Source organism: Streptomyces sp. NPDC058662 (assembly GCF_042716255.1).
Taxonomy (GTDB): Bacteria; Actinomycetota; Actinomycetes; order Streptomycetales; family Streptomycetaceae; genus Streptomyces.
The window spans coordinates 26,480-48,333 of sequence record NZ_JBHXRU010000030.1; the positions used below are offsets into that span (position 1 = coordinate 26,480).

Annotated in this window: 17 protein-coding genes; 12 read left to right on the forward strand and 5 right to left on the reverse strand. The window is 75.0% G+C overall.

Annotated features, from left to right (window positions below):
- The first annotated feature begins 31 nt into the window (after nt 1-31).
- The 9 genes from ACFWUQ_RS13845 (at nt 32) to ACFWUQ_RS13885 (ending at nt 10,116) form a co-directional block, all read left to right on the forward strand.
- Nucleotides 32-412 carry a PPOX class F420-dependent oxidoreductase gene (locus ACFWUQ_RS13845; RefSeq protein WP_384537246.1) on the forward strand — a complete coding sequence of 127 codons (381 nt, stop codon included), beginning with the start codon at nt 32-34 and terminating at the stop codon, nt 410-412.
- 45 nt (nt 413-457) lie between these two features.
- Nucleotides 458-2,410 (forward strand): hypothetical protein, encoded by a 1,953-nt coding sequence (locus ACFWUQ_RS13850; protein WP_384537249.1) that lies wholly within the window; start codon nt 458-460, stop codon nt 2,408-2,410.
- 167 nt (nt 2,411-2,577) lie between these two features.
- On the forward strand, nt 2,578-3,420 hold the full coding sequence (locus ACFWUQ_RS13855; RefSeq protein ID WP_384537251.1) for a nitrilase-related carbon-nitrogen hydrolase: 843 nt from the start codon (nt 2,578-2,580) through the stop codon (nt 3,418-3,420).
- Between the two features lie 38 nt (nt 3,421-3,458).
- Complete coding sequence (locus ACFWUQ_RS13860; RefSeq protein ID WP_384537334.1) at nt 3,459-4,712, forward strand: aspartate aminotransferase family protein; 1,254 nt, start codon at nt 3,459-3,461, stop codon at nt 4,710-4,712.
- An 8-nt stretch (nt 4,713-4,720) separates the two neighbouring features.
- Nucleotides 4,721-6,121: a dihydropyrimidinase gene (hydA, locus tag ACFWUQ_RS13865; protein WP_384537254.1), complete on the forward strand. Its 1,401-nt coding sequence runs from the start codon at nt 4,721-4,723 to the stop codon at nt 6,119-6,121.
- Nucleotides 6,122-6,136: 15 nt separating this feature from the next.
- Nucleotides 6,137-7,135: a TIGR03842 family LLM class F420-dependent oxidoreductase gene (locus ACFWUQ_RS13870; protein WP_384537256.1), complete on the forward strand. Its 999-nt coding sequence runs from the start codon at nt 6,137-6,139 to the stop codon at nt 7,133-7,135.
- Between the two features lie 144 nt (nt 7,136-7,279).
- Complete coding sequence (locus tag ACFWUQ_RS13875; RefSeq protein WP_384537259.1) at nt 7,280-8,104, forward strand: inositol monophosphatase family protein; 825 nt, start codon at nt 7,280-7,282, stop codon at nt 8,102-8,104.
- A gap of 72 nt (nt 8,105-8,176) precedes the next feature.
- Nucleotides 8,177-9,595, forward strand: a complete 1,419-nt coding sequence (locus ACFWUQ_RS13880; protein ID WP_384537262.1) for a phytoene desaturase family protein — start codon at nt 8,177-8,179, stop codon at nt 9,593-9,595.
- Nucleotides 9,595-10,116 carry an O-acetyl-ADP-ribose deacetylase gene (locus ACFWUQ_RS13885; RefSeq protein WP_384537265.1) on the forward strand — a complete coding sequence of 174 codons (522 nt, stop codon included), beginning with the start codon at nt 9,595-9,597 and terminating at the stop codon, nt 10,114-10,116. The genes ACFWUQ_RS13880 and ACFWUQ_RS13885 overlap by 1 nt, the downstream gene beginning before the upstream one ends.
- A 30-nt stretch (nt 10,117-10,146) precedes the next feature.
- Here ACFWUQ_RS13885 and ACFWUQ_RS13890 read toward each other — a convergent pair whose 3' ends face one another.
- A complete protein-coding gene (locus ACFWUQ_RS13890; protein WP_384537267.1) occupies nt 10,147-10,623 on the reverse strand; it encodes an Lrp/AsnC family transcriptional regulator in 477 nt (158 codons plus the stop codon).
- A gap of 135 nt (nt 10,624-10,758) precedes the next feature.
- Between ACFWUQ_RS13890 and ACFWUQ_RS13895 the strand changes: the two genes are divergently transcribed.
- Complete coding sequence (locus ACFWUQ_RS13895; RefSeq protein ID WP_384537270.1) at nt 10,759-11,748, forward strand: DMT family transporter; 990 nt, start codon at nt 10,759-10,761, stop codon at nt 11,746-11,748.
- Nucleotides 11,741-12,946: an aromatic amino acid transaminase gene (locus tag ACFWUQ_RS13900; protein WP_384537273.1), complete on the forward strand. Its 1,206-nt coding sequence runs from the start codon at nt 11,741-11,743 to the stop codon at nt 12,944-12,946. The genes ACFWUQ_RS13895 and ACFWUQ_RS13900 overlap by 8 nt, the downstream gene beginning before the upstream one ends.
- Nucleotides 12,947-12,991: 45 nt before the next feature.
- On the opposite strand, the gene ACFWUQ_RS13905 is transcribed toward ACFWUQ_RS13900, so the two are convergent.
- The 4 genes from ACFWUQ_RS13905 to ACFWUQ_RS13920 form a co-directional block, all read right to left on the reverse strand.
- Entirely contained in the window at nt 12,992-14,059 is a 1,068-nt protein-coding gene (locus ACFWUQ_RS13905) for a trypsin-like serine peptidase (protein ID WP_384537276.1), read from the reverse strand.
- Nucleotide 14,060: 1 nt separating this feature from the next.
- Nucleotides 14,061-15,221, reverse strand: coding sequence for a trypsin-like peptidase domain-containing protein (locus ACFWUQ_RS13910; RefSeq protein WP_384537279.1), 1,161 nt, complete (start codon nt 15,219-15,221; stop codon nt 14,061-14,063).
- A 6-nt stretch (nt 15,222-15,227) separates the two neighbouring features.
- Nucleotides 15,228-19,568 (reverse strand): hypothetical protein, encoded by a 4,341-nt coding sequence (locus tag ACFWUQ_RS13915; protein WP_384537280.1) that lies wholly within the window; start codon nt 19,566-19,568, stop codon nt 15,228-15,230.
- Between the two features lie 63 nt (nt 19,569-19,631).
- Entirely contained in the window at nt 19,632-20,684 is a 1,053-nt protein-coding gene (locus ACFWUQ_RS13920) for a hypothetical protein (RefSeq protein ID WP_384537283.1), read from the reverse strand.
- A 257-nt stretch (nt 20,685-20,941) separates the two neighbouring features.
- Between ACFWUQ_RS13920 and ACFWUQ_RS13925 the strand changes: the two genes are divergently transcribed.
- Complete coding sequence (locus tag ACFWUQ_RS13925) at nt 20,942-21,793, forward strand: caspase domain-containing protein (protein ID WP_384537286.1); 852 nt, start codon at nt 20,942-20,944, stop codon at nt 21,791-21,793.
- The last annotated feature ends 61 nt before the right edge of the window (nt 21,794-21,854 follow it).

Consider the following 21,854-nt stretch of genomic DNA (forward strand, 5'->3'; position numbering starts at 1 on the left):
CCTGCGGGCCCGGGGCCGTAGGGTCGGCGGCATGGATCTCGAAGAGCTGGGCAGGGCCCGGTACGTCAGCCTCACCACGTTCCGCAAGGACGGCACGCCCGTGGCGACGCCGGTCTGGGCGGTGGCCGACGGCGGCGAGCTGTACGTGTGGACGCGCAGCGATTCGTGGAAGGTCAAGCGGATCCGCAACGACGGTCGGGTCCAGGTCACTCCGTGCGACGTGCGCGGACGCGTCGCGCCGGGGGCACCGGCGCGGGAGGGGCGGGCCCGGCTGCTGGACGAGTCGGGGCTGCGGCGGGTGCGGAAGCTGATGACGCGCAAGTACACCTGGCAGTTCTGGGCGGTGGACGTCCCGGCCACGCTCGCGCGGCGCGGGAAGCGGCCGCACACCGCGATCGCCGTCCAGCTTTGAGGCGCCCGTAGCCCGCCTGTAACACGCGTGCGGTGCAATGCGGTCATGGAGACCGCGACTGCGCTGATGATCGGTCAACTGGCCGACTACTTAAAGGGACTGACGCGGAGACTGGACCCCGGGGCGGGGTGGTACGGGGAGTTCCTGCGGCGGGACCCGGACGGTATGGCGGCCGCTCTGGCCGGCGCGGCGATGCCGCCGTGGGACGTGGTGGAGTCGCTGCTGCGGGACCTGGAGGCGACGGTCGGCACGGAGGCCGCGACGCGGGAGGCCGTGTACGCGGCCCGGCTGCGGGCCGCGGCCGCCGCCGCGTGGGACAGGCTGCCGGGCGGGGCCGAGGAACTGAGGTCCCTGCACGCGCTGTCGGCGTCCCAGCGGGCGGAGACGGCGGCGGCCCTGCGCGCACTGACGGCCGAGCTCGGCGGCGCCGCCGACCCGCGGGTCGCGGCCGCCCTGGCCGGGGAGCTCGCGTGGGCCCAGGACGACGCCGTGCGCGCCGCTGCCCGCCACGACGACCTGACCGCCCGGCTGGCCTCCCTCCACACCGCCGCCCCCGGTGCGACCGCCCGGGGCGAAGCCCCCTACGGCAGCACCGCCACCCCCGACCGCGGCCGTGGGGTGCGGGGCGAAGCCCCCTCCGGCGCCACCGCCCCCGCCTCCGCCGGGCAGGGCGCCGCCTACCCCGGGCACGGCGCCGCCGCGTGGGATGCAGCCCCCGACGGCGCCACCGCCCCCGCCGGGCACGGCGCCGTCGCGTGGGGCGACGCCCCTTCCGGCGCCACCGCCTACCCGGAGCACGGCGCCGCGACGTGGGGCGAAACCCCCTCCGCCGCCGCCCCCGCCCGGCCCGGCGCCGCCGCGTGGGGTGTGGCTCCCGCCGCCGACCCCCTGCCGGCCGTTCCGCGCCAGCGCAGCACCACCGCCACCGCCGCCACCGAATGGCCGGCCGCCGGTCGGGAGCCGGAGCCGGAGCAGACAGGAGGGTGGGCCGCGGACGCGCCGTCCGCGTCGACCGCGCAGGCGCCGGCCGGGCCGTTCGAACACGCCCCGGACGGGGCGTCCGCGGCCGACCCGTCCGCGTCGACCGCGCAGGCGCCGGCCGGGCCGTTCGAACACGCCCCGTCCGGGTCGGCCGCGCAGGCCCCGTCCGGGTCGGCCGGGTCGGCCGCGCGGGCGCCCGTCGGGACATCCGCGCAGGCGCCCGTCGGGCGGGCCGAGGGGCGGTGGTCGCGCGGGGGCCGGCGTGCCGGGGGTGCCCGCTACGCGGGCGCGGTGGCTCCCGAGGGCGCGGGTGCCCCGCGGCCGGGGCGGGACGCCGAGCCGGTACCGGCACTGCCGACGCCGCGCGGGGCCCGCTTCGGCCGCCCCGCGGCGGATGCCCGGGCGGATCCCCCCGCCCCGAGCGGGGACCGTTCCCGGCGCAGCGGTCCCGCGGGGGAGCCGGCCTCCGCCGCGGACACGACCGCCCCGCCCGGGGGGAGTACCCGGGGACTCGTCGGGGAACTGGTCGCGCTGCGTGCGCGGGGCCGCAGCGGTGAGGCGCACGGGCTGCTGTGCGAGGCCGCCGCCTGGCCCGCCGAGCGGTGGCCCGGGCTCGCAACCGAGCTGGCCCGCGCCGGGCTCGCCGCCGACTGGGCCACCCTGCTGTGGGAGGCGGCCTCGCTGCCGCCCGGACAGCTCGCGGCGGCCGCGGCCGCCCTCGGCGAGGCCGGTTGGGAGGCCGACTCCGACCGCCTGCTGCGCCAGGGCATGGCCCGGCCCCCGGCCGAGATCGCCGCCGCGGCCCTCGCCCTCGGCGAGGCCGGCCGGACCCGTGAGACGGCGGCCCTGCTCGGCGCCTTCGTCCGGGTCCGCACCGCGGAGGAGGCCGCCGTGACGGCCCGGCGGGACCCGGGGTGGTTCGTGCCCCGCCTGCTGCACGCGGCCCGCGCACTGCCCGGCTCCCGGCACCGCGACCTGGTCCACGCGCTTCGGGTGGCCGGCATCGTGGCGGCGTAAACCGCCCGCCCGGCGACCGCATCTGATCGCCGGGCGACCTGTCGTGATCGACTACTCCAACCGCGCACGGCGGTCTTGCCCCAGGCTGGACCGAGGCCTACGTTCTACTCCCTACGTACTCCGTCTACGTGCGTAGAACTCGGCGTTCCCGTCGCGAGGAGCAGCTCATGGCCCAAGTCGTCCGCGCCGCGCTGGTCCAGGCCACCTGGACCGGAGACACCGAATCGATGATCGCCAAGCACGAGGAGCACGCCCGGCGGGCCGCCGCCCAGGGGGCGAAGATCATCGGCTTCCAGGAGGTGTTCAACGCCCCCTACTTCTGCCAGGTCCAGGAGCCCGAGCACTACCGCTGGGCCGAGGCCGTCCCCGACGGCACGACCGTCCGCCGCATGCGCGACCTCGCCCGCGAGACCGGCATGGTGATCGTCGTACCGGTCTTCGAGCTGGAGAGCGAGGGCTTCTACTACAACACCGCCGCCGTCATCGACGCCGACGGCAGCTACCTGGGCAAGTACCGCAAACACCACATCCCGCAGGTCAAGGGATTCTGGGAGAAGTACTACTTCCGCCCGGGCAACCTCGGCTGGCCGGTGTTCGACACCGCGGTCGGCCGGGTCGGCGTGTATATCTGCTACGACCGCCACTTCCCCGAGGGCTGGCGGCAGTTGGGCCTGGCCGGAGCCCAGCTGGTCTACAACCCCTCCGCCACCCACCGCGGGCTCTCCGCCTACCTCTGGCAGCTGGAGCAGCCCGCCGCGGCCGTCGCCAACGAGTACTTCATCGCCGCGATCAACCGCATCGGCCAGGAGGAGTACGGCGACAACGACTTCTACGGGACCAGCTACTTCGTGGACCCCCGCGGCCGGTTCGTCGGCGAGCCCGCCAGTGACAAGGAGGAGGAACTCCTGGTCCGCGACCTCGACTTCGACCTGATCAAAGAAGTCCGCGACCAGTGGGCCTTCTACCGCGACCGCCGCCCCGACGCCTACGGAGGGCTCGTACAGCCGTGAGCAACCCCATTCCCCTGCACAGCCGCCACCGCACCGTCATGCCCGACTGGCTCGCGCTCTACTACGACCGCCCCATCGAGCTCACCCACGGCGAGGGCCGCCACGTCTGGGACGCCGACGGCAACCGCTACCTCGACTTCTTCGGCGGCATCCTGACCACGATGACCGCCCACGCCCTGCCCGAGGTCACCAAGGCCGTCGCCGAGCAGGCCGGGCGCCTCATCCACTCCTCGACCCTCTACCTCAACCGGCCGATGATCGAGCTGGCCGAGCGGGTCGCGGCGCTGTCCGGCATCCCCGACGCCCGGGTCTTCTTCACCACCTCCGGCACCGAGGCCAACGACGCGGCCCTGCTGCTCGCGACGACGTACCGCCGCTCCAACCAGATCCTGGCGATGCGCAACAGCTACCACGGCCGGTCCTTCTCCACCGTCTCCGTCACCGGCAACCGGGGCTGGTCCCCGACCAGCCTCTCGCCGCTCCAGACGTACTACGTCCACGGCGCGGTCCGCACCCGGGGCCCCTTCGCGGAGCTGTCCGACCGCGACTTCACCGCGGCCGCCGTCGCGGACCTCCAGGACGTCCTCGGCCAGGCACGCGGGGGAGTGGCCGCGCTCATCGCCGAGCCGATCCAGGGCGTCGGCGGGTTCACCTCGCCGCCTGACGGCCTGTACGGGGCCTTCCGCGAGGTCCTCGACCGGCACGGCATCCTGTGGATCAGCGACGAGGTGCAGACCGGCTGGGGCCGTACCGGCGAGCACTTCTGGGGCTGGCAGGCGCACGCGCAGAACGGCCCGCCGGACATCCTCACCTTCGCCAAGGGCATCGGCAACGGGATGTCCATCGGCGGGGTCGTCGCCCGATCCGAGGTCATGAACTGCCTGGACGCCAACTCCATCTCCACCTTCGGCGGCTCCCCGGTCACCATGGCCGCCGGCGTCGCCAACCTCTCGTACCTGCTGGAGCACGACCTCCAGGGCAACGCCCGCCGCGTCGGCGGCCTGCTCCTGGAGCGGCTGCGCTCCGTCGCCGCCCACGCGCCCGCCGTACGGGAGGTCCGCGGCCGGGGCCTGATGGCCGGACTGGAACTGACCCGGCCCGGCACCGACCAGGCCGACCCGGAGGCGACCGCCGCCGTCCTGGAGGCCGCCCGCGAGGGCGGGCTGCTCCTCGGCAGGGGCGGCGGCCACGACACCAGCGTGCTGCGCATCGCGCCGCCGCTCTCCCTCACCGTCGCCGAGGCGGAAGAGGGCGCCGAGATCCTCGAACAGGCGCTCCGCAGCATCGAGTAGGGGGACCCATGAGCATCCGCACCCTGATCCGCGGCGGCCTCGTCGTGACCGCCGCCGACGAACTGCACGCGGACGTCCTCATCGAGGACGGCCGCGTGGCGGCCCTGGCCACGCACGGCTCGGAGCCCGCCGAGGCCTGGACCGCCGACCGCGTGATCGACGCGAGCGGCAAGTACGTGATCCCGGGCGGGGTCGACGCCCACACCCACATGGAGCTCCCCTTCGGCGGCACCTCCGCCTCGGACACCTTCGAGACGGGGACCAGGGCCGCCGCCTGGGGCGGCACCACCACCATCGTCGACTTCGCGGTGCAGAGCGTGGGCCGCAGCCTGCGCGAGGGGCTCGACACCTGGTACGACAAGGCCGACGGCAAGTGCGCCGTCGACTACGCCTTCCACATGATCCTCTCCGACGTCAACGAGGGCACCCTCAAGGAGATGGACCTGCTGGTCGGGGAGGGCGTCACCTCCTTCAAGCTGTTCATGGCCTACCCCGGCGTCTTCTACAGCGACGACGGCAGAATCCTGCGCGCGATGCAGCGCGGCACCGCCAACGGCGGGCTGATCATGATGCACGCGGAGAACGGCATCGCGATCGACGTGCTCGTCGAACAGGCCCTGGCGCGCGGGGAGACCGACCCCCGCCACCACGGCGAGGTCCGCAAGGTGCTCCTCGAAGCCGAGGCCACCCACCGCGCCATCCAACTCGCCCGGGTGGCGGGCGCGCCCCTGTACGTGGTGCACGTCTCGGCGGAGGAGGCGGTCGCCGAGATCGCCGCCGCCCGGGACAAGGGGCTGCCCGTCTTCGGGGAGACCTGTCCGCAGTACCTGTTCCTGTCCACCGACAACCTGGCCGAGCCCGACTTCCAGGGCGCCAAGTACGTCTGCTCCACCCCGCTGCGTCCCCGCGAGCACCAGGCGGCCCTGTGGCGGGGACTGCGGACCAACGACCTCCAGGTGGTCTCCACGGACCACTGCCCCTTCTGCTTCCGCGGCCAGAAGGAGCTCGGCCGCGGCGACTTCTCGAAGATCCCGAACGGGCTGCCGGGCGTGGAGAACCGGATGGACCTCCTCCACCAGGCCGTTCTGGACGGGCACATCAGCCGCCGCCGCTGGATCGAGATCGCCTGCGCGACCCCGGCCCGCATGTTCGGCCTCTACCCCCGAAAGGGCACCATCGCGCCGGGCTCCGACGCCGACATCGTCCTCTACGATCCGCACGCCGAGCAGGTCATCTCCGCCGAGACGCACCACATGAACGTGGACTACTCGGCGTACGAGGGCAGGCGGATCACCGGACGCGTCGACTCGGTCCTCTCGCGCGGCGAACTCGTCGTCGACCGGCGCGAGTACACCGGAAGGGCCGGACACGGGGCCTTCGTCCACCGCTCCACCTGCCAGTACCTGTAAGGAGAGTCCCCCTTCATGGACTTCGGCCTCGTCCTGCAAACCGACCCGCCGGCCTCCCAGGTCGTCAGCCTGATGAAACGCGCGGAGCGCAACGGCTTCCGCTACGGCTGGACCTTCGACTCGGCGGTCCTGTGGCAGGAGCCGTTCGTCATCTACAGCCAGATCCTGGCCAACACGCAGAAGCTGCGCGTCGGCCCGATGGTCACCAATCCGGGCACCCGCACCTGGGAGGTGACCGCCTCCACCTTCGCCACCCTCAACGACATGTACGGCAACCGCACGGTCTGCGGGATCGGCCGCGGCGACTCGGCGATGCGGGTCGCCGGGCGCGCACCCAACACGCTGGCCCGCCTCGGCGAGGCCATCGGCGTCATCCGCGACCTGGCGGAGGGCCGCGAGGCGGAGGTCGACGGCAAGCCGCTGCGGATCCCGTGGATCAAGGACGGGAAGCTGCCCGTCTGGATGGCCGCGTACGGGCCCAAGGCGCTGGCCCTGGCCGGGCAGAAGGCGGACGGCTTCATCCTCCAGCTCGCCGACCCCTACCTCACCCAGTGGATGGTCAAGTCGGTCCGCCAGGCCGCCGAGGAGGCCGGCCGGGATCCGGCGGGGATCACCATCTGCGTCGCGGCCCCGGCCTACGTGGGCGACGACCTCGCGCACGCCCGCGACCAGTGCCGCTGGTTCGGGGGGATGGTCGGCAACCACGTCGCCGACCTGGTCTCCCGCTACGGCGAGCACTCCTCGATGGTCCCCGACGAGCTCACCGAGTACGTCAAGTCCCGCCAGGGCTACGACTACAGCCACCACGGCCGCGCCGGGAATCCGTCCGCGGACTTCGTCCCCGACGAGATCGTCGACCGGTTCTGCCTGCTCGGCCCCGCCGAGGCGCACATCGAGAAGCTGCGGGCGCTGCGGGCCCTCGGCGTCGACCAGTTCGCCGTGTACGCCATGCACGACGCCCGCGAGGCCACCATCGACGCGTACGGCTCGGCCGTCATCCCACTGTTCAGCTGACGGCCCCGGCGGCGGCGCGGCGGCGCTACGACGGGGCGAGGCGCCGCCCGGTCGCCCGTGCTTCACCCCCCGGCCATCCGGTGTCCGGTGGTCCGTCGGGGGCTGTCGGTGGGGTTCGGGGGGCGGGCGTGCTTTGCTGGAGGCATGATCGATGACTTCCTGGCCCATTCGCTGCCCGACGTGGAGGAGGCCGTCCGCAAGGCGGCGGCCGTCGAGGTCATGCCGAGGTTCCGGCAGCTCGCCGACCACGAGGTGGACCGCAAGAGCGGTCCGCACGACCTGGTGACCATCGCCGACCGCAGGGCCGAGGAGTACCTCACGGCCGCCCTCACCCGGCTCCTGCCCGGCTCCGCCGTGGTCGGGGAGGAGGCGGTGCACGCCGACCCGGGCGGGTACGGGGCGCTGCGCGCCGACGCGCCGGTCTGGATCGTCGACCCGGTGGACGGGACCCGCCAGTTCGTCGCCGGCGACCCGCACTTCTGCACCCTGGTGGCGCTCGCCCACCGCGGCGAGCTCCTCGCCTCCTGGACCTTCGCCCCGGCGCTGGAGGAGATGGTGACCGCCGTGCGCGGGCAGGGCGCGTACTGCGGGGGCGAGCGGATCATCAGCGGTTCCCCCGCGCCGGGCGCGGACCTGCGGGTGGCCACGGCCGACCCGCTGTACACCTCCGAGGAGGACGAGCGCGTCCTGGCCCGGCTGAGCGTTCCCGGTGTCGCCCCCCGGCCGTGCGGCTCCGCGGGCCTGGAGTACCTCAGGGTGGCCCGCGGGGAGATGGACGGCCTCGCCTTCACCTGGCCCTCGGCCTGGGACCACGCGGCGGGCCTGCTGCTGGTCACCGAGGCCGGTGGAACGCACAGCACGGTCGACGGGGTCCCCTTCCGGGTGGACCGCGACAACGCCCTGCCGTTCGCCGTCGGCCGGGACGAGGCCACCACCGTACGGATCCGCGAGCTGCTGCGCGGCGCGTGAGCCCCGGCCCGTCCGCGACGGCGGGCGCCATATCCTGAGGGCGCAGCCCGCCATCGGACGAAGGAGTCGCAAGTGCCGCCGATTCTCGACGCGGTCGTGGTGGGGGCGGGGCCCAACGGCCTGACGGCCGCCGTCGAACTGGCCCGCCGCGGCTTCTCCGTGGCCGTCTTCGAAGCCGCCGACACCGTCGGCGGCGGGGCCCGGACCGAGGAGCTCACCCTCCCCGGCTTCCGGCACGACCCGTGTTCCGCGGTGCACCCGCTCGGCGCCGGCTCCCCGGTGTTCGCCACGATGCCGCTGGGGCGGTACGGGCTGGAGTGGCTCCACGCCCCGCTGCCCATGGCCCACCCCTTCGACGACGGCACGGCCGCCGTGCTCTCCCGCTCGGTCGCGGAGACCGCCGCCTCCTTCGGCCCGAGCGACGCGGGCACCTACCGGCGGCTGGTGGAGCCCTTCCTCGGCAAGTGGGACACCCTGGCCCGGGACTTCATGTCGCTGCCGGCCACGGCGCTGCCCCGGGACCCCCGCACCCTGGCCCGGTTCGGGCTCACCGGACTGCCGCCCGCCACCTGGCTGCTGCGGCGCTTCCGCGAGGAGCCGGCCCGCGCACTGCTCGCCGGGCTGGTCGCGCACGTCATCGCCCCGCTCGGCGGCATCGCCACCGGCGCCGTGGGCCTGGTCTTCGCCCTCGCCGCGCACGCGAACGGCTGGCCGATGCCGCGCGGCGGCTCGCAGGCGATCTCCGACGCCCTCGCCGGGTACCTGCGCGACCTCGGCGGCACGGTCCACACCGGCTTCGAGGTCAAGCGCCTCGACGACCTGCCGCCGGCCCGCGCGTACGTCTTCGACACCTCCCCGACCGCGCTGGCCCGCATCGCCCGGCTGGGGCGCGTCTACGACGGCTACCGGTACGGCGCCTCCGTCTTCAAGATCGACTACGCGCTGGACGGCCCGGTGCCGTGGACGGCCGAGGCGCCCCGCCGCGCCGGCACGGTCCAGGTGGGACCGCGCACCCGCGACATCGACGCCGCCCTGCAACTCGCTTCCGGCGGCCGGGCGCCCCGTACCCCCTTCCTGATCACCGCCCAGCCCAGCCTGGCCGACCCGGGCCGGGCCCCCGCGGGCAAGCACGTGTTCTGGGCGTACGGCCATGTGCCGGCGCGCTGGGACGGCGACCTCACCGAGGCCGTCGAACGCCAACTGGAACGCTTCGCACCGGGTTTCCGCGACCTGGTACTGGCCCGTGCCACGGCCGGCCCGCCGCAGCTCGCCGCCCGCAACCCGAACTACGTGGGCGGGGACATCGCCTGCGGCGCCGCCTCGGGGCTCCAGCTGCTGCTGCGCCCCAAGCTGTCCCTCTCCCCGTACACCACGGCGCACCCGGCGGTGTTCCTGTGCTCCTCCGCGACCCCGCCCGGGCCGGGCGTGCACGGCATGTCCGGGCACAACGCCGCCAAGGCGGTCTGGCGCCACCTGCGAAAGGACTCCTGATGGTCCGCATCACCCTGGTCCTCGGCGACATCACCGCCGAGAAGGCGGACGCGATCGTCAACGCCGCGAACTCCTCCCTGCTCGGCGGCGGCGGGGTGGACGGGGCCATCCACCGGCGCGGCGGCCCGGAGATCCTCGCGGCCTGCGAGGACCTGCGGCGCTCGCACTACGGCAAGGGCCTGCCCACCGGGCGGGCCGTCGCCACCCCGGCCGGCCGGCTGCCCGCCGGGCACGTGATCCACACCGTCGGCCCGGTCTGGTCGCGCGAGGAGGACCGCTCGGAGCTGCTCGCCTCCTGCTACCGCGAGTCCCTGCGGGTCGCCGACGAGCTGGGGGCCCGTACGGTCGCCTTCCCGGCCGTCTCCACCGGGGTCTACGGCTGGCCCATGGACGACGGCGCGCGGATCGCGGTGGAGACCGTCCGCGCGGCCCGGACCGGGGTGGACGAGGTCCGGTTCGTCCTCTTCGACGAGGCGGCCTACGCGGCCTTCGAGGCGGCGGCCGGGGCGCCGTCCTCCTGACCGGGTCCCGGCCGCGGCCCGGCGGCGGGCTCAGCGCCCGCGCCCGCCCGGGGCCGGGCGCGGGTAGGTCCGGGACTGCTTGACGCTGCCGTAGGCGAAGCTCGACTCGATCGAGGCGATGCCCGGGATGGCGTGGATCCGGTGGCGCACCAGGGCCTCGTACGCCTCCAGGTCCTCGATGACCACGCGCAGCAGGTAGTCGCTGCTGCCCGCCATCAGGTAGCAGTCCTGGATGTGCTCGATGCCCGCCACGTGCCCCTCGAACACCGCGACCGCCTCCGCGGTGTGGCGCTCCAACCGGATGCGGACGAACACGGTGACCGGCAGGCCGAAGGCGACCTGGTCGACCATGGCGGTGTAGCCCCGGATCAGGCCCGCCTCCTCCAGCCGCCGCACCCGGCGCAGGCAGGGGGACGGCGAGAGGCGGACGCGGTCGGCCAGATCCTGGTTGGACAGGCGCCCGTCGGCCTGCAATTCCCGGATGATCTGCAGATCGACTGCGTCCATGGCCACTCCTTGGCAGATTCTGCCCCAAACGTATGTCCGAGAGGCAGAACTGGCAATCGGCTGCCCCGGGCCAGGCCCTAGCGTTGCCGGGAACGGACCGACCGGTCCGGGACCTAGAGGCTGGAGTACGACTTCGTGGTCGCGACGCACACCACCGAGGCGACCACGCCTCCCCCCGAGGCGGGCCCGCGCGCCGGACACCCCGGCCGCCGCGGGCTCTCCCCCCAGGCCGAGGGAATGCTGGCGCTGCTGTTCACGGTGGCCATCTGGGCCGCCTTCGCGCTCAGCGCCCGCGCGCTCGGCTCCTCCTCGCTGCTGCCCGCCGACGCCGCGCTGCTGCGGTTCGGCGTCCCGCTCATCGTCCTGTTCCCCGCCCTGTGGCGGCGCCGCCGCCGCATCCTGGCGGTACGGCCGGGCGCCGCCGCCAAGATCGTCTGCGGTGCCGGGGTCCCGTTCTTCCTCGCGGCCATGCACGGCGGCGCCCTGACCTCGGCGGCGTTCGTCGGCTCGATCGTGCCCGGCATGGTCCCGCTGTTCGTCTCCGCGCTGATGGTCGCCCGGGGGCGCGCGCTGCCCCGCGGCACCCAGGCGGCCGGGCTGGCACTGATCGCGGCCGGCGTGGTCGCCCTCGTCTGGCGCTACGCGGTCCCCGTGGACACCGACGTGCTCGCGGGCGCCGGCACCCTGCTCGTGGCGAGCGGGCTGTGGGCCCTCTACACGGTCGGACTGCGGGAGGTCGACCTCGATCCCGTCGGCTCGATCGGCCTGCTGTGCCTGCCCTCCTTCGCCGTGATCGCGCTCCTGGTCCTGACCGGGCTGTTGCCCACGGGCATCGCCCACGCCGCCGGCGCCGACATCGCCCTGTTCCTGGTGGTGCAGGGGCTCGGCGTGGGGCTGTGCGCGGGGCTGCTGTACGCCTTCGCCATCCGCAGACTGGGCGCCGAGCGCAGCTCCGTCGTCGGAAGCCTCAGCCCCGTCGCCGTCGTCCTGCTCGCCGTCCCCCTGCTCGGTGAGTCGCCGACCGCCGCCGTGCTGGTCGGCGTACCGCTGATCACCGCCGGCGTCGTCCTCGCCAACCGTCCCTCCCGTTCCCGCCGCAGCCCCGAGGTTCCCGCAGATGCTTGAGCTCCTCCCCCCGCCGCCCGCCGACCCGCTGTGGGAGCTGACCCGCGCGTTCGGTACCGACGAGCGGCCCCAACGCTTGGACCTCGTCCTCGGCGTCTACCGCGACCGGACCGGGAGCACGCCCGTGATGGCGGCCGTGCGCGAGGCCGAACTGCGGCTGGCGGAGCGGTCGGAGTCCAAGGAGTACCGCGGCCTCTCCGGCAACACCGCCTTCAACCGGGCCCTGCTGGACCTGGTCCTGGGGGCGGGCCGGCCGGGGCCGGCCGACCGGGCCGCGGCCGTCCAGACCGTCGCCGGCTCCGGAGCGCTGCGCCTGCTGGCCGACCTGGTCTGCCGGACCCGTCCCGGCACCACCGTGTGGATCAGCGACCCGGCCTACGTCAACCACCGGCCCATCCTGGAGGCCGCCGGGCTGCGGGTGCGCCCCTTCGCCTGGCGGGACGCCGACGGCGGTTTCGACACGGCCGCGGTGATGCGGGACCTCGGCGGCGCACGGCGCGAGGACGTGGTCCTGCTCCAGGGGTGCTGCCACAACCCCTCCGGGGTGGACCCGTCGTGGGAGGACTGGGAGGCACTGGCCGACCTCGCCGCCCGCGACGGCTGGGTGCCGTTCGTCGACCTGGCCTACCACGGGCTCGGGGACGGGCTGGAGGCCGACCTGCGGGCCACCCGGATGCTGGCGGAGCGCGTGCCGGAGATGCTCGTCGCCGTCAGCTGCTCGAAGAACTTCGGCCTCTACAGCGACCGCACCGGCTGCGCCATCGTGCTCGGCGCGTCGGCCCGCGCGGTGCGGCACGCCGAGACCGCCCTGCAGAACGCGGCGCGGACGCTGTACTCGATGCCGCCGGAGCACGGCGCCGCCGTCGTCGCGACCGTACTCGGCGACGAGGGGCTGCGGGCCGCCTGGCGGGCCGAACTCGACGTGATGCGGGGCCGGATCGCGGCCAACCGGACGCACCTGACCGCACGGCTGACCGCGCTCGGCCTGGACGCGCCCGCGCGCGCCCTCGCCCGCCAGAAGGGCATGTTCTCCATGCTGCCGCTCGACGCGGCGCAGATGCTGCGCCTGCGCGAGGAGTTCGCCATCTACGGGACCACCTCGGGCCGGGTCAACATCGCGGGCCTCCCCTCCGACCGCGTCGCCTGCCTGGCCGAGGGCATCGCGGCGGTCCTCGACCCCTCCGGCCGCGGGCGCTGAGGGGGCGGGGCGGACCGCCCGCGGCGCGGGCAGTGCCGAGTCGCGTCACACCCAGTTGACCTCGGCGCGCTCCAGCAGCGGGTCCCGCGTCAGGCGGAACAGCGGCACGGCGAAGTTGCCGGACCGGAAACGGCCGCCGAAGTGCAGCCCGAGCACCCGGTGGTCGGCGAGGTCGAGCACCGGGGAGCCGCTGTTGCCGCCCAGCGTCGAGCAGTCGTGCCCCATCGTGAACCCGTCCGGCCCCAGCGCCGTCGCCGTGCCCGGCTGGAGCCGCTTCACGTTGTACACGTCCATGAAGATCCGGCTCATGGCCTCCGGTTCGTTGCGCCGGCCGTCCGCCGCCGGATAGCCGACCACGTACACGGGCCGGCCGGCCAGGTCCGGCGGGGCGTCGGCCGCCACCGCCAGCGGTGCGGGCAGGGTGCCGCCGCCGGCCGCGGCGGGCGAGACCCGCAGCAGGGCCATGTCGACGTCGGGGTGGATGCCGATCACCCCGGTGACCTCGAACTCGGACGTGCCGTCCGGGGCGGGGACGCCGAACTCCTCGGCGGTGTCGACGCGCGCCCCCATGCCCTGGCGGAAGGTGAACCCGCCGGCGCCGTCGGCGCGGGTGAACTCGGCGGCGACATGGCGGTTGGTCATCACCGCGAACGGCGAGACGAGGAAGCCGGTGCCCAGCCAGTCCAGGTCCGCGTGCCCGGACACCTCCACCCGCCCGACCCGCGCGATCGACTCCCTGATGCCGGCCCGCTGCCCCTCCAGCACGGCCCAGTCGCCGAGCTGGGGGGCGAAGTCCTGGTTCTGCACCAGGATCGCCGGTCTGCCTTCGAGCAGGACGATCGCCTCCACCCCGAAGTACTCGTCCTCGTCGATGTCGTCGGCGCGGCCCGAGGCCAGCTTCTCCAGCCCGCGCACCCCCGCCCGCAGCACCCTGGCCCGTTCCTCGCCGGCGGCGCGGCCTATCTGCGCCGCGGTCGCCTCCCGCGCCGGGAGGTCCTCACCGGATTCGAGGACCTCCGCTTCCAGTCCCTTGCGCACGCGTGCGGCGACCTCCGCCAGGTCTTCCGAGAAGACCTGTTCGGGGCCCGTCGCCACCGGGGAACCACCGCGCATGTCACACCTCCTGTGGTGTCGTCCGCGGGGTCAACGCGGACTGCGCCGCCGTGATCTCCTCGTGGGTCCGCGGGCTGTGCTCCCGCAGGTGCCCCATGACGGCGCTGAGTTGCGTACCGACGTTGACGAAAGCACTGCTCCTGCCCTGGAAGCTGACGTCCGAGACGCGCCGCGTGCCGCGGTGCAGGGCCACCACCGTCCAGTCGTCGGTCAGGACGGGGGAGCCGGACGAACCGCCCCGGGTGTCGGTGAAGTAGCGCACGTCCCGGTCGTCCGCCTCGAAGACCAGGTTGTTGCGCAGCGCGATCCGCTTCGGCTCGCCGCCCGGGTGCTGGATGATGTTGACGGCCACCGGCAGGTCCGGGGTGACCCGCAGCGGTTCGGCGGCGACCCGCAGGTAGGGCCGGGGCGAGGCGTCGGCCAACCGCACCACCGCGTAGTCGAGCTCCTCGTCGAGGGCCACGAGCTCGCGAGCGGTCACCTCGACCGCCGCCGGGTCGTCCTCGGTGAGGTAGTCGAACCGGGACGTCGAGCCCCGCGCCTGGAGGGCCAGGTCCGCCGGGTCGACCGGCACCGGTACGCCCGGACCGCGCTTGCGGGCGGTGATCACATGGTGGTTCGTCAGGAGCAGCCCGGGGGCGATCAGCCAGCCCGTGCCGTGGTGCGGCAGCGCCACCGGCAGCAGCGGCGCGCCCCCCTGGTACGGGAGGACCTTGACGCGGGCGACCGAGGCGCCCGCCAGCACGCCGCCGCCGAGGAAGTCGAAGGGCACGGTGTCGTCCTGGAAGACGATCTCCTCCTTGGCCTCTCCCGTGGGGACGTCGGGGGCCACGTCGGGCTCGCCCGCCGCGTCCCGCACCACCCGGTCGAGCGCGCGCAGGAACACGTCCCGGGCCGCGGCGTCGGTGAGCTGGGCGGTGGCGTTCCCCAACCAGAGGGCCAGCGGCACCTTGCCGTCGATCAGCCGCTCCGTCCGGTTCATCTCGTTCAGGTCGGAGTGGATCTGCTGCCCGGGCGCGGGGAGCTGCGGGAGCGAGCCGCGGTACTGGGGCAGGACCCCCTCGAACAGCAGCCTGCGGAGCATCGGGTCCGCTATCCCCTGCTCCACCGCCGTGTCGCGCAGCAGCACGATCTCGTCCTGCGGGAGGTAGGTGTCGGTCATCGTCGCTCAGGCCGCTCTGCGGCCGCTCCCTTCGCCCGCCGGGCCGGTGCCCGGGGCCGGAACCGGGTCCGGCGCGGCCGCCAGGGCGACCCCGCCCGCCACAGGGGCGGCGGGGGCGCCCGCGCCCATCGCCGCCGCCACGCCCGAGACGAGCCCGCCGCTGGTGTCGTCCAGGCTCAGCAGCCGGCGGGCGAGCCGGTCGAGGGTGCCGCGGCGGCGCGCCTCACGCAGGATGCCCGTCATCCCGGTGTGCGTGCTCCCGGTGTGCGCGCCCCCCGTGTGCGTGATCCGGTTGGAGGTGCTCCCGGTGGGCTGGGGCGCGGCCGCGGTGGGCGTGCCTGCGGGCCAGGTGCCGTCCGTTCCTGTGCCGCCGATTCCCGTGCCGTCAGGTCCCGTGCCGCCGGTTCCTGTGCCTCCGGCTCCCGTGCCGCCCGTTCCCGGGCTCCCGGCCGGGGCGGGCCCGTCCGGCGGGCCGACCGCGTTCGCCAGCAGGTCGCGCAGCGAGGAGCGGAGCTCGGGCCGGCCGGCCACCGCGCGGTCGATCGCCTCCGCGAGCGCGGACAGGACCGCCTCCTCCGTCTCCGGGAGGCCCACCACGTCCAGGGTGTGCTCCAGGACCCGGGGGTGGTCCCGGGAGACCTCGGCGGCCGCCGCCCGGACCAGCGCGGGCCGGCGGGCCAGTTCCGCGTCCGGCAGCCGCCGCAGCCGCTCGGCGAGCCGGTCCTCCACCCCGCCGTCCCGGTCCTCCGAGGCCGAGGCCAGGCGGGCCCGGGCGAGCAGCGCGCCCAGGGCCTCGAAGTCGCGGCCCAGACCCGCCGCGAGCTCCTCGGCCTCGGCGAGGTCGCGCCCCGCCTCGGCGAGGTCGCCGTCCGACTCGGCCAGCCGGGCCGACAGGAGCAGTAGTTCCAGCCGCGGTTCGGGGAGGCCGGCCCCGTCGGCGCCGGCCGCGGCCGCGGCGGCCGCCGCCCTGGCCTCCTTGCGGCGGCCCAGCCGGTCCAGGGTCTCCGCCCACAGGGGGTGCAGCGGGCTGCCCGGGGTCCACGGCCGCCGCTGCGCGAGGCGTTCGGCGGCCACCTCCGCGTACCCCTGGGCCAGCAGGTCCTCCACCTCCCGGGCGGTGATCCGCTCCCAGTCCTCCTGGTCGGCCTGGGCCATCACCTCGTCCGGGGTGTGCCCGCCGAGCTGCCCCGAGAGGTAGGCGGCGGACCGCCCCGCCATGTCCTGGGCGGCGCCGTCCAGGAACCGCTCCACGCCGGGCAGCCACCGCCGGTCCACCTCGCGCGGGTTCTCGTTCAGGCGCAGCCGGTGGTAGATCTCCTCCGCCCGCGCCTCCGGACCCTCGCACGCCGCGAAGTGGACGACCGCGCGCTGCCCCACCGCACGCATCAGGTCGGCCCGGGCCCGGTCGGCCAGCCGCAGCATGATCGCCCGCAGGTCGGCGCGGTGCCGCACGGCGCCCGGGCCGGCGCTCTCCACCAGGTCGAGCCGGGACAGCCGGCCGAAGAGGCGGCCCGCCTGCTCCGCGGACTCCACCCGCAGCCCGCACGGCGCCGCGAGGACCGTGCGGATCAGTTCGGGGGTGATGGTCCGCAGGGCGAGTCCCGCCTGTGCCAGGGCGCGCACCTCGTCCCCGGGGATGCGGTCGAGGATGCGCTCGTACAGGATCCCCTGGATCAGCATCTGGTCGACCTTGCGGAAGAAGTCCCGGCGGCGGGCGGGCAGGCTGTCGATCAGCCCGTCCGGCGATCCGGTCCCGTCCTCCTCCCGCACCGCGGCCCGCGCGGCCAGCCGCAGGCTCAGCGGATGACCGCCCACGCGGTCCGCCAGCTCCGTCGCCAGCCGCTCGTCGGTCACCCCGCAGGACATCAGCAGGGCCACGGCCGCCTCCCGGTCCAGATCGCCCAGCTCCATGCCCGTGGGCCGGACCGCGCGCGCCGGATGCTCGATCGGGGCCCGCCCCGCCACCACGGTCCGCAGCCGGGGGTGGGACTCCTGGAGCGCGGACCAGACCGCCCACATCCGGCCGAGGATCGGGGAGGCGCTGTACTGGGCCTCCTCGAAGGAGTCGATCACGATCACCAGCGGCGCCTGCCCCGGCCCACCCGCGGGCGCGGTCCCCTGCGCCCGTACGACGAGCTCCGCCAGCCGCCGCGCCAGCTCGGCCTCCCGGGCCGCGGCCCGGGAGTGCAGCCCCGACGAGGAGAGCCGTCCGAGGGTCGCGCGCGTCGTCGACAGCTGGTAGAGCTCGTCGACGGCGCCCTGACCGGCCCGGTGGGTACCGGCGGCCTCCTCGCACTCGCCGGCCAGAGCGTCGAAGGCGGCGCGCTCGCCGGGGAACTGGATGCCCAGCTGCCGGGCCATCTCGGCGACCAGTGTGGCCGGCTCGTGGACCGAGAGGGTGGGCCGCTCGAAGTCGACGTAGGCGAAGGGGAATCCGGCCGGGAACTCGCGCAGGCCGTCCAGGAGGAACTTCGCGAGCAGGGTGCTCTTGCCGACCCCGCCCGGCCCGTGGACCAGTACCGGCGGCGCGGTCGAATCCGGCGGCGCGGACGGAGCCGGTCCGTCCGCGGCGGCCGGGTGCGCATCGTGCGGCCGCGGCGGCGCCGGCCCCTGGACGGGGTCCGCGGGCAGGCCGATGTACGAGCGCAGTCGCGCGAGTTCGCCGGTCCGGCCCTGGAACGCGCCGCGCACCAGGCGTTCGAGGGGGTGCAGCAGCCGCGCGCGCTCCAGCAGCCGCTGCACCTCCGCCGGCCGGGGAATCCCGGTGACGCCGGGGATCTCCGCGAGCCACAGCACCGCCTGCAGGACGTGCGGCAGCTCGTCCGCGCCCGCGCGGGCCAGGTCCGGGGGAGTGCCCGCGAGGTAGGCCAGCGCGGTGCGCTCGGGGCCCGGTCCCGGCGGGATCTGGTGCGCGTTGGCCAGCAGCGCGAGACGGGCCCGCTCCGGTCCGGCCAGGCCGCGCAGGGCCGCGTGGCGGACCTCCGGTTTGAGCACCCAGTCGCACGTGTCGCGCGTACCCAGGGTCCGGCAGTCGCCCACCAGCTCCAGGTCGGCCCGCCCGGTGGGCTCCGCCTCGCCGGGCAGCGTCAGGCGTTCCGGGTCGAACCGGGTGAGCAGGGACGCGGCCTCCCGGTAGGCGGCGCGCAGGGCGGGGACCGGAGCCGGCCCGGGGGAGGCGGCGCTCAGCCGCCGGCGCAGCAGCGCGCCGAAGTCGGCGTCCGGGCCCTGGGAGCCGTAGAGGCGGACCGCCTCCTCGGTCGCGGTGCAGACCTTGCGCATGTAGCTGTCCGGCCCGGGGGCCCCGGCCGCCCCCAGGACGGCGGACACGGCCGCGTCCACGAGGGCGGCGGTCCGCCGCGTGTCCGGGGGAGGCCGGTCCGGGTGCGGCGGAGCCTGTGCGAGGAACTCCTCGAAGAACTGCCGGAGGTCGTCGGCGCCGGCCGCGCGCGCGGTGTCGTGGAGCTCGTTCTTCCTTATCTCGTACGGCAGTTGGCGCGTCGTGGCGGAGTAGCCCAGCAGCACGAGCCGAGGAGCGGTCTCCCGTCGGACCGGGGTGTGCTCGTAGATGGTCAGGGCGAGCTTGCCGATGCAGTCCCAGACGTCGGAGTTGACGTCGAGCTCGTCGCACTCGTCGAGGACGAGCCAGAACCGCTCGTCCGCGGCGGTGGCCCGGCTGACGATGCGGTGCACGGCCGCGTCGATCGCGGGCAGTGGATCGTTCAACTGTGTCGGATTCAACGGTGAGATGCCGGTGCGCGGGTCGGCGACGAACTCGGCGAGCCGCCGCACCACCCGCTCGGCCGTCGCGGTCCGGTCGAGCGTCACCCGCACCGGGCGGAACCCGCAGTGCACGCCCAGGTGCCTGATCAGGGTGTAGGTGTAGGAGCGACCGCTGTCCGGATCGCCGTCCACCACCAGGACGGTCTTGTCGGGATCGTCGACGAACTCGCGCAGTGTGCGGCGCAGGTCCGTCCGGTCGATGAACACCTCGGCGCCGTTCTTCAGCACTCCGGTGAGGAAGTGGTCCTGCGCGGACCTGCCCAGCCGCGCCGCCTCGTCCAGTTCCCGCTTGAGCCGCAGGACCACCACGCCGGCGGGTATCGCGCTCAGCGAGTCGAGCCGGGTGAGGGTGTCGAGCAGCTGGAGCTGGAGGGTGACGTCCCTGTTCCTGACCGCCTCGACCAGGGCCACGGCGTTGTCGCTGCTGACCGCCGAGAGGGGGATACCCCCCACGAACTCCGGCGGGAACCCGAACTGGACCAGCCGGGGTCGGGGTTCACCCGCGATGAAGAGGTGGTCGCGCACCCATTCGGTGACGAGGTCCCATTCGGTATCGGTGAGCGGCATAGCGCACCTGCACGGCCGCCGGGTCGCGGCGGGGAGACGGACTGCCTGATACCTGTCATGGTTTCACCGCGTCCCACCGCCTGCAAGGCGGCCGAGCACGGCCCGGACCGCCCCGCGGACCGGCGCGCAGGCGAGGTACTCGTCGATTCCGTGGTGATGGGCGCCGCGGTTCGCGACGAGATGGTCGGTGACGCGCTCGGGCGGGCGGTAGTCGGGCCGCAGCCAGTGGTCGAGCGCCACCAGGTCCCGCAGGTCCGAGACGTTGCACCAGGCCGCGACACCCTCGGGGACGGCGGCCGGCAGAGCCAGCCGGTCCTTGATCTCGGAGATCCCCAGCGGGGACCCCGCCGTGACGAAGAGCCCGACGTCGCGCCGCCGCTCGCGCAGCACCTCGTACGCGACGACCGAGCCGAGGCTGTGTCCCACCACGACGAGCGGAGCGGAACGGCCGCCGGGGCCGCCGCCGCCCGACCCGGCCAGCTCCGCGCGGACCACCTCGCGCATCGCCTCGCCCGCCCCGCCGAAGAAGTACGCGTGCACGTCCGCGAAGGTGCGCTTGACGAGCAGCCGGAAGACCGGGGAGCGCAGGAAGGCGGGCAGCGGCAGGGCCTCGGCCAGGTACGGGTCGGCCGAGCCGGCCGGCGGGGAGGCGGGGGCGGGCGGCGTGGAGGCGGGGGCGGGCGCGGGGGGCGCCGGGGACGCGGACACGGCCCGCTCGCCCCGCTCCAGGGTCTCCGCCGCGTACGCCATCCGCGCCAGCCAGTGCGCCAGCTCCTCCTCCCCGGCCCGGTCCGCCGCGCCCTCCGGGCGCGGACCGCCCGCCTCCCGGCGTACCTCACGGAGGGTCTCCTCGATGAACTCCTCCGGGGTCGGCGCCGCGGTGTCCGGGATCTCCTCGTCGCCGCTCGGCAGGTCGGCCGCGCCGTCGGGCAGCGGGGCGGGGTACCGCAGCGGGGCCCAGTAGGCCATCCGCGAGACCGGTCCCAGGTCCGCGCCGAACAGGGCCCGGTCCCACTGGGACTTGAGGAGCTCCCGGCGGACCTTGTTGCCGATCCCGTGGACGTAGACGACCGAGGCGCCGTCGGAAACGGCTTCCCGGAGCGGCGCACTCTCCATCGCGTTCACCCCATGCGGATACCGTGCGCGGCGCGGCATTCACGGATCGGCCCCGCGGGCCACCCGAACAGCGGCCCCCTCCGCGCGGCCCGCGGCAGACCCGATCGGGCGGCGTCCCGGGCGGCCCGGTTCAGCCGCGGCCGGTCACGGAACCCATGCTGTCGACCCCCGAACCGCCTCCACCGCCCCGTGCCCGCGGCGTCCCGCGCCGCGCCGGGCGGCGTCCCTCCCCCTCCGCACCCTCCCGAGGAGCCCCCGTGCCCACAGGTCTCTCCCTCCACGTCGGTCTCAACACCGTCGATCCCGCCCGCTACGAAGGCTGGGACGGGCAGCTCCAGGCCTGCGAGAACGACGCCCGCGACATGGCCGCCCTGGCCCGTGCCCGAGGGTTCTCCGACACGGTGGTCCTGACCGCCGACGGCACCGTGGAGAACGTCACCGCGGAGCTGCGCCGGGCGGCCGGGCGGCTGGGCGACGGGGACATCCTGCTGTTCACCTACTCGGGCCACGGCGGGCAGCTCCCCGACACCGCCGGCCCGGACCGCGAGCGCGACCGCAAGGACGAGACGCTGGTCCTCTTCGACCGGCAGTTCCTCGACGACGAACTGCACCGGGAGTTCCAGCGCTTCCAGAACGGCGTCAGGATCCTCGTGCTGCTCGACTGCTGCCACAGCGGCACCGGCATCGAGTCGCTGGCGAACCTGCTGACCCCGGACGCCCTGCGCGCGCAGTTCGGCACCCCCGACCCGGGCGGGGTGGAGGCCGCCTCCCGGCTGATGCCGGTACTCCAGCAGGACCGGGTGTTCGCCCGGGACCGGGCCTTCTACGAGGAGCTGCGGCGCGAGGTCCGCGAGGACGGGGCGGGACCGGGGCCCGGCGCGGTGCTGATCGGCGCCTGCCAGGACAACCAGCTGGCCTCCGACGGCGACGTCAACGGGCTCTTCACCGCGCGCGTGCTCGACGTGTGGGGAGGCGGTGCCTTCGAGGGAGACCTGCGCGGCTTCCACCGCGCCGTCCAGAAGCGGATGCCCGCCATCCAGAGCCCGAGCTTCCACACGACGGGCGCCCCGTCCCCGGACTTCCTGGGCCAGCGGCCCTTCACCGTCTGAGCGGACCCCGGCACAGGACCGGACCCCGCCCCGCCCGGCAGTCCGCGACCCGGGCCCCGAA

What these genes read in the sequence shown, in the direction of transcription:
- ACFWUQ_RS13845 (WP_384537246.1), top strand. Translation starts at nt 32, where the DNA reads ATGGATCTCGAAGAGCTGGGCAGGGCCCGGTACGTCAGCCTCACCACG.
- ACFWUQ_RS13850 (WP_384537249.1), top strand. Translation starts at nt 458, where the DNA reads ATGGAGACCGCGACTGCGCTGATGATCGGTCAACTGGCCGACTACTTA.
- ACFWUQ_RS13855 (WP_384537251.1), top strand. Translation starts at nt 2,578, where the DNA reads ATGGCCCAAGTCGTCCGCGCCGCGCTGGTCCAGGCCACCTGGACCGGA.
- ACFWUQ_RS13860 (WP_384537334.1), top strand. Translation starts at nt 3,459, where the DNA reads ATGCCCGACTGGCTCGCGCTCTACTACGACCGCCCCATCGAGCTCACC.
- hydA (WP_384537254.1), top strand. Translation starts at nt 4,721, where the DNA reads ATGAGCATCCGCACCCTGATCCGCGGCGGCCTCGTCGTGACCGCCGCC.
- ACFWUQ_RS13870 (WP_384537256.1), top strand. Translation starts at nt 6,137, where the DNA reads ATGGACTTCGGCCTCGTCCTGCAAACCGACCCGCCGGCCTCCCAGGTC.
- ACFWUQ_RS13875 (WP_384537259.1), top strand. Translation starts at nt 7,280, where the DNA reads ATGATCGATGACTTCCTGGCCCATTCGCTGCCCGACGTGGAGGAGGCC.
- ACFWUQ_RS13885 (WP_384537265.1), top strand. Translation starts at nt 9,595, where the DNA reads ATGGTCCGCATCACCCTGGTCCTCGGCGACATCACCGCCGAGAAGGCG.
- ACFWUQ_RS13890 (WP_384537267.1), bottom strand. Translation starts at nt 10,623, where the DNA reads ATGGACGCAGTCGATCTGCAGATCATCCGGGAATTGCAGGCCGACGGG.
- ACFWUQ_RS13900 (WP_384537273.1), top strand. Translation starts at nt 11,741, where the DNA reads ATGCTTGAGCTCCTCCCCCCGCCGCCCGCCGACCCGCTGTGGGAGCTG.
- ACFWUQ_RS13905 (WP_384537276.1), bottom strand. Translation starts at nt 14,059, where the DNA reads ATGCGCGGTGGTTCCCCGGTGGCGACGGGCCCCGAACAGGTCTTCTCG.
- ACFWUQ_RS13910 (WP_384537279.1), bottom strand. Translation starts at nt 15,221, where the DNA reads ATGACCGACACCTACCTCCCGCAGGACGAGATCGTGCTGCTGCGCGAC.
- ACFWUQ_RS13915 (WP_384537280.1), bottom strand. Translation starts at nt 19,568, where the DNA reads ATGCCGCTCACCGATACCGAATGGGACCTCGTCACCGAATGGGTGCGC.
- ACFWUQ_RS13920 (WP_384537283.1), bottom strand. Translation starts at nt 20,684, where the DNA reads ATGGAGAGTGCGCCGCTCCGGGAAGCCGTTTCCGACGGCGCCTCGGTC.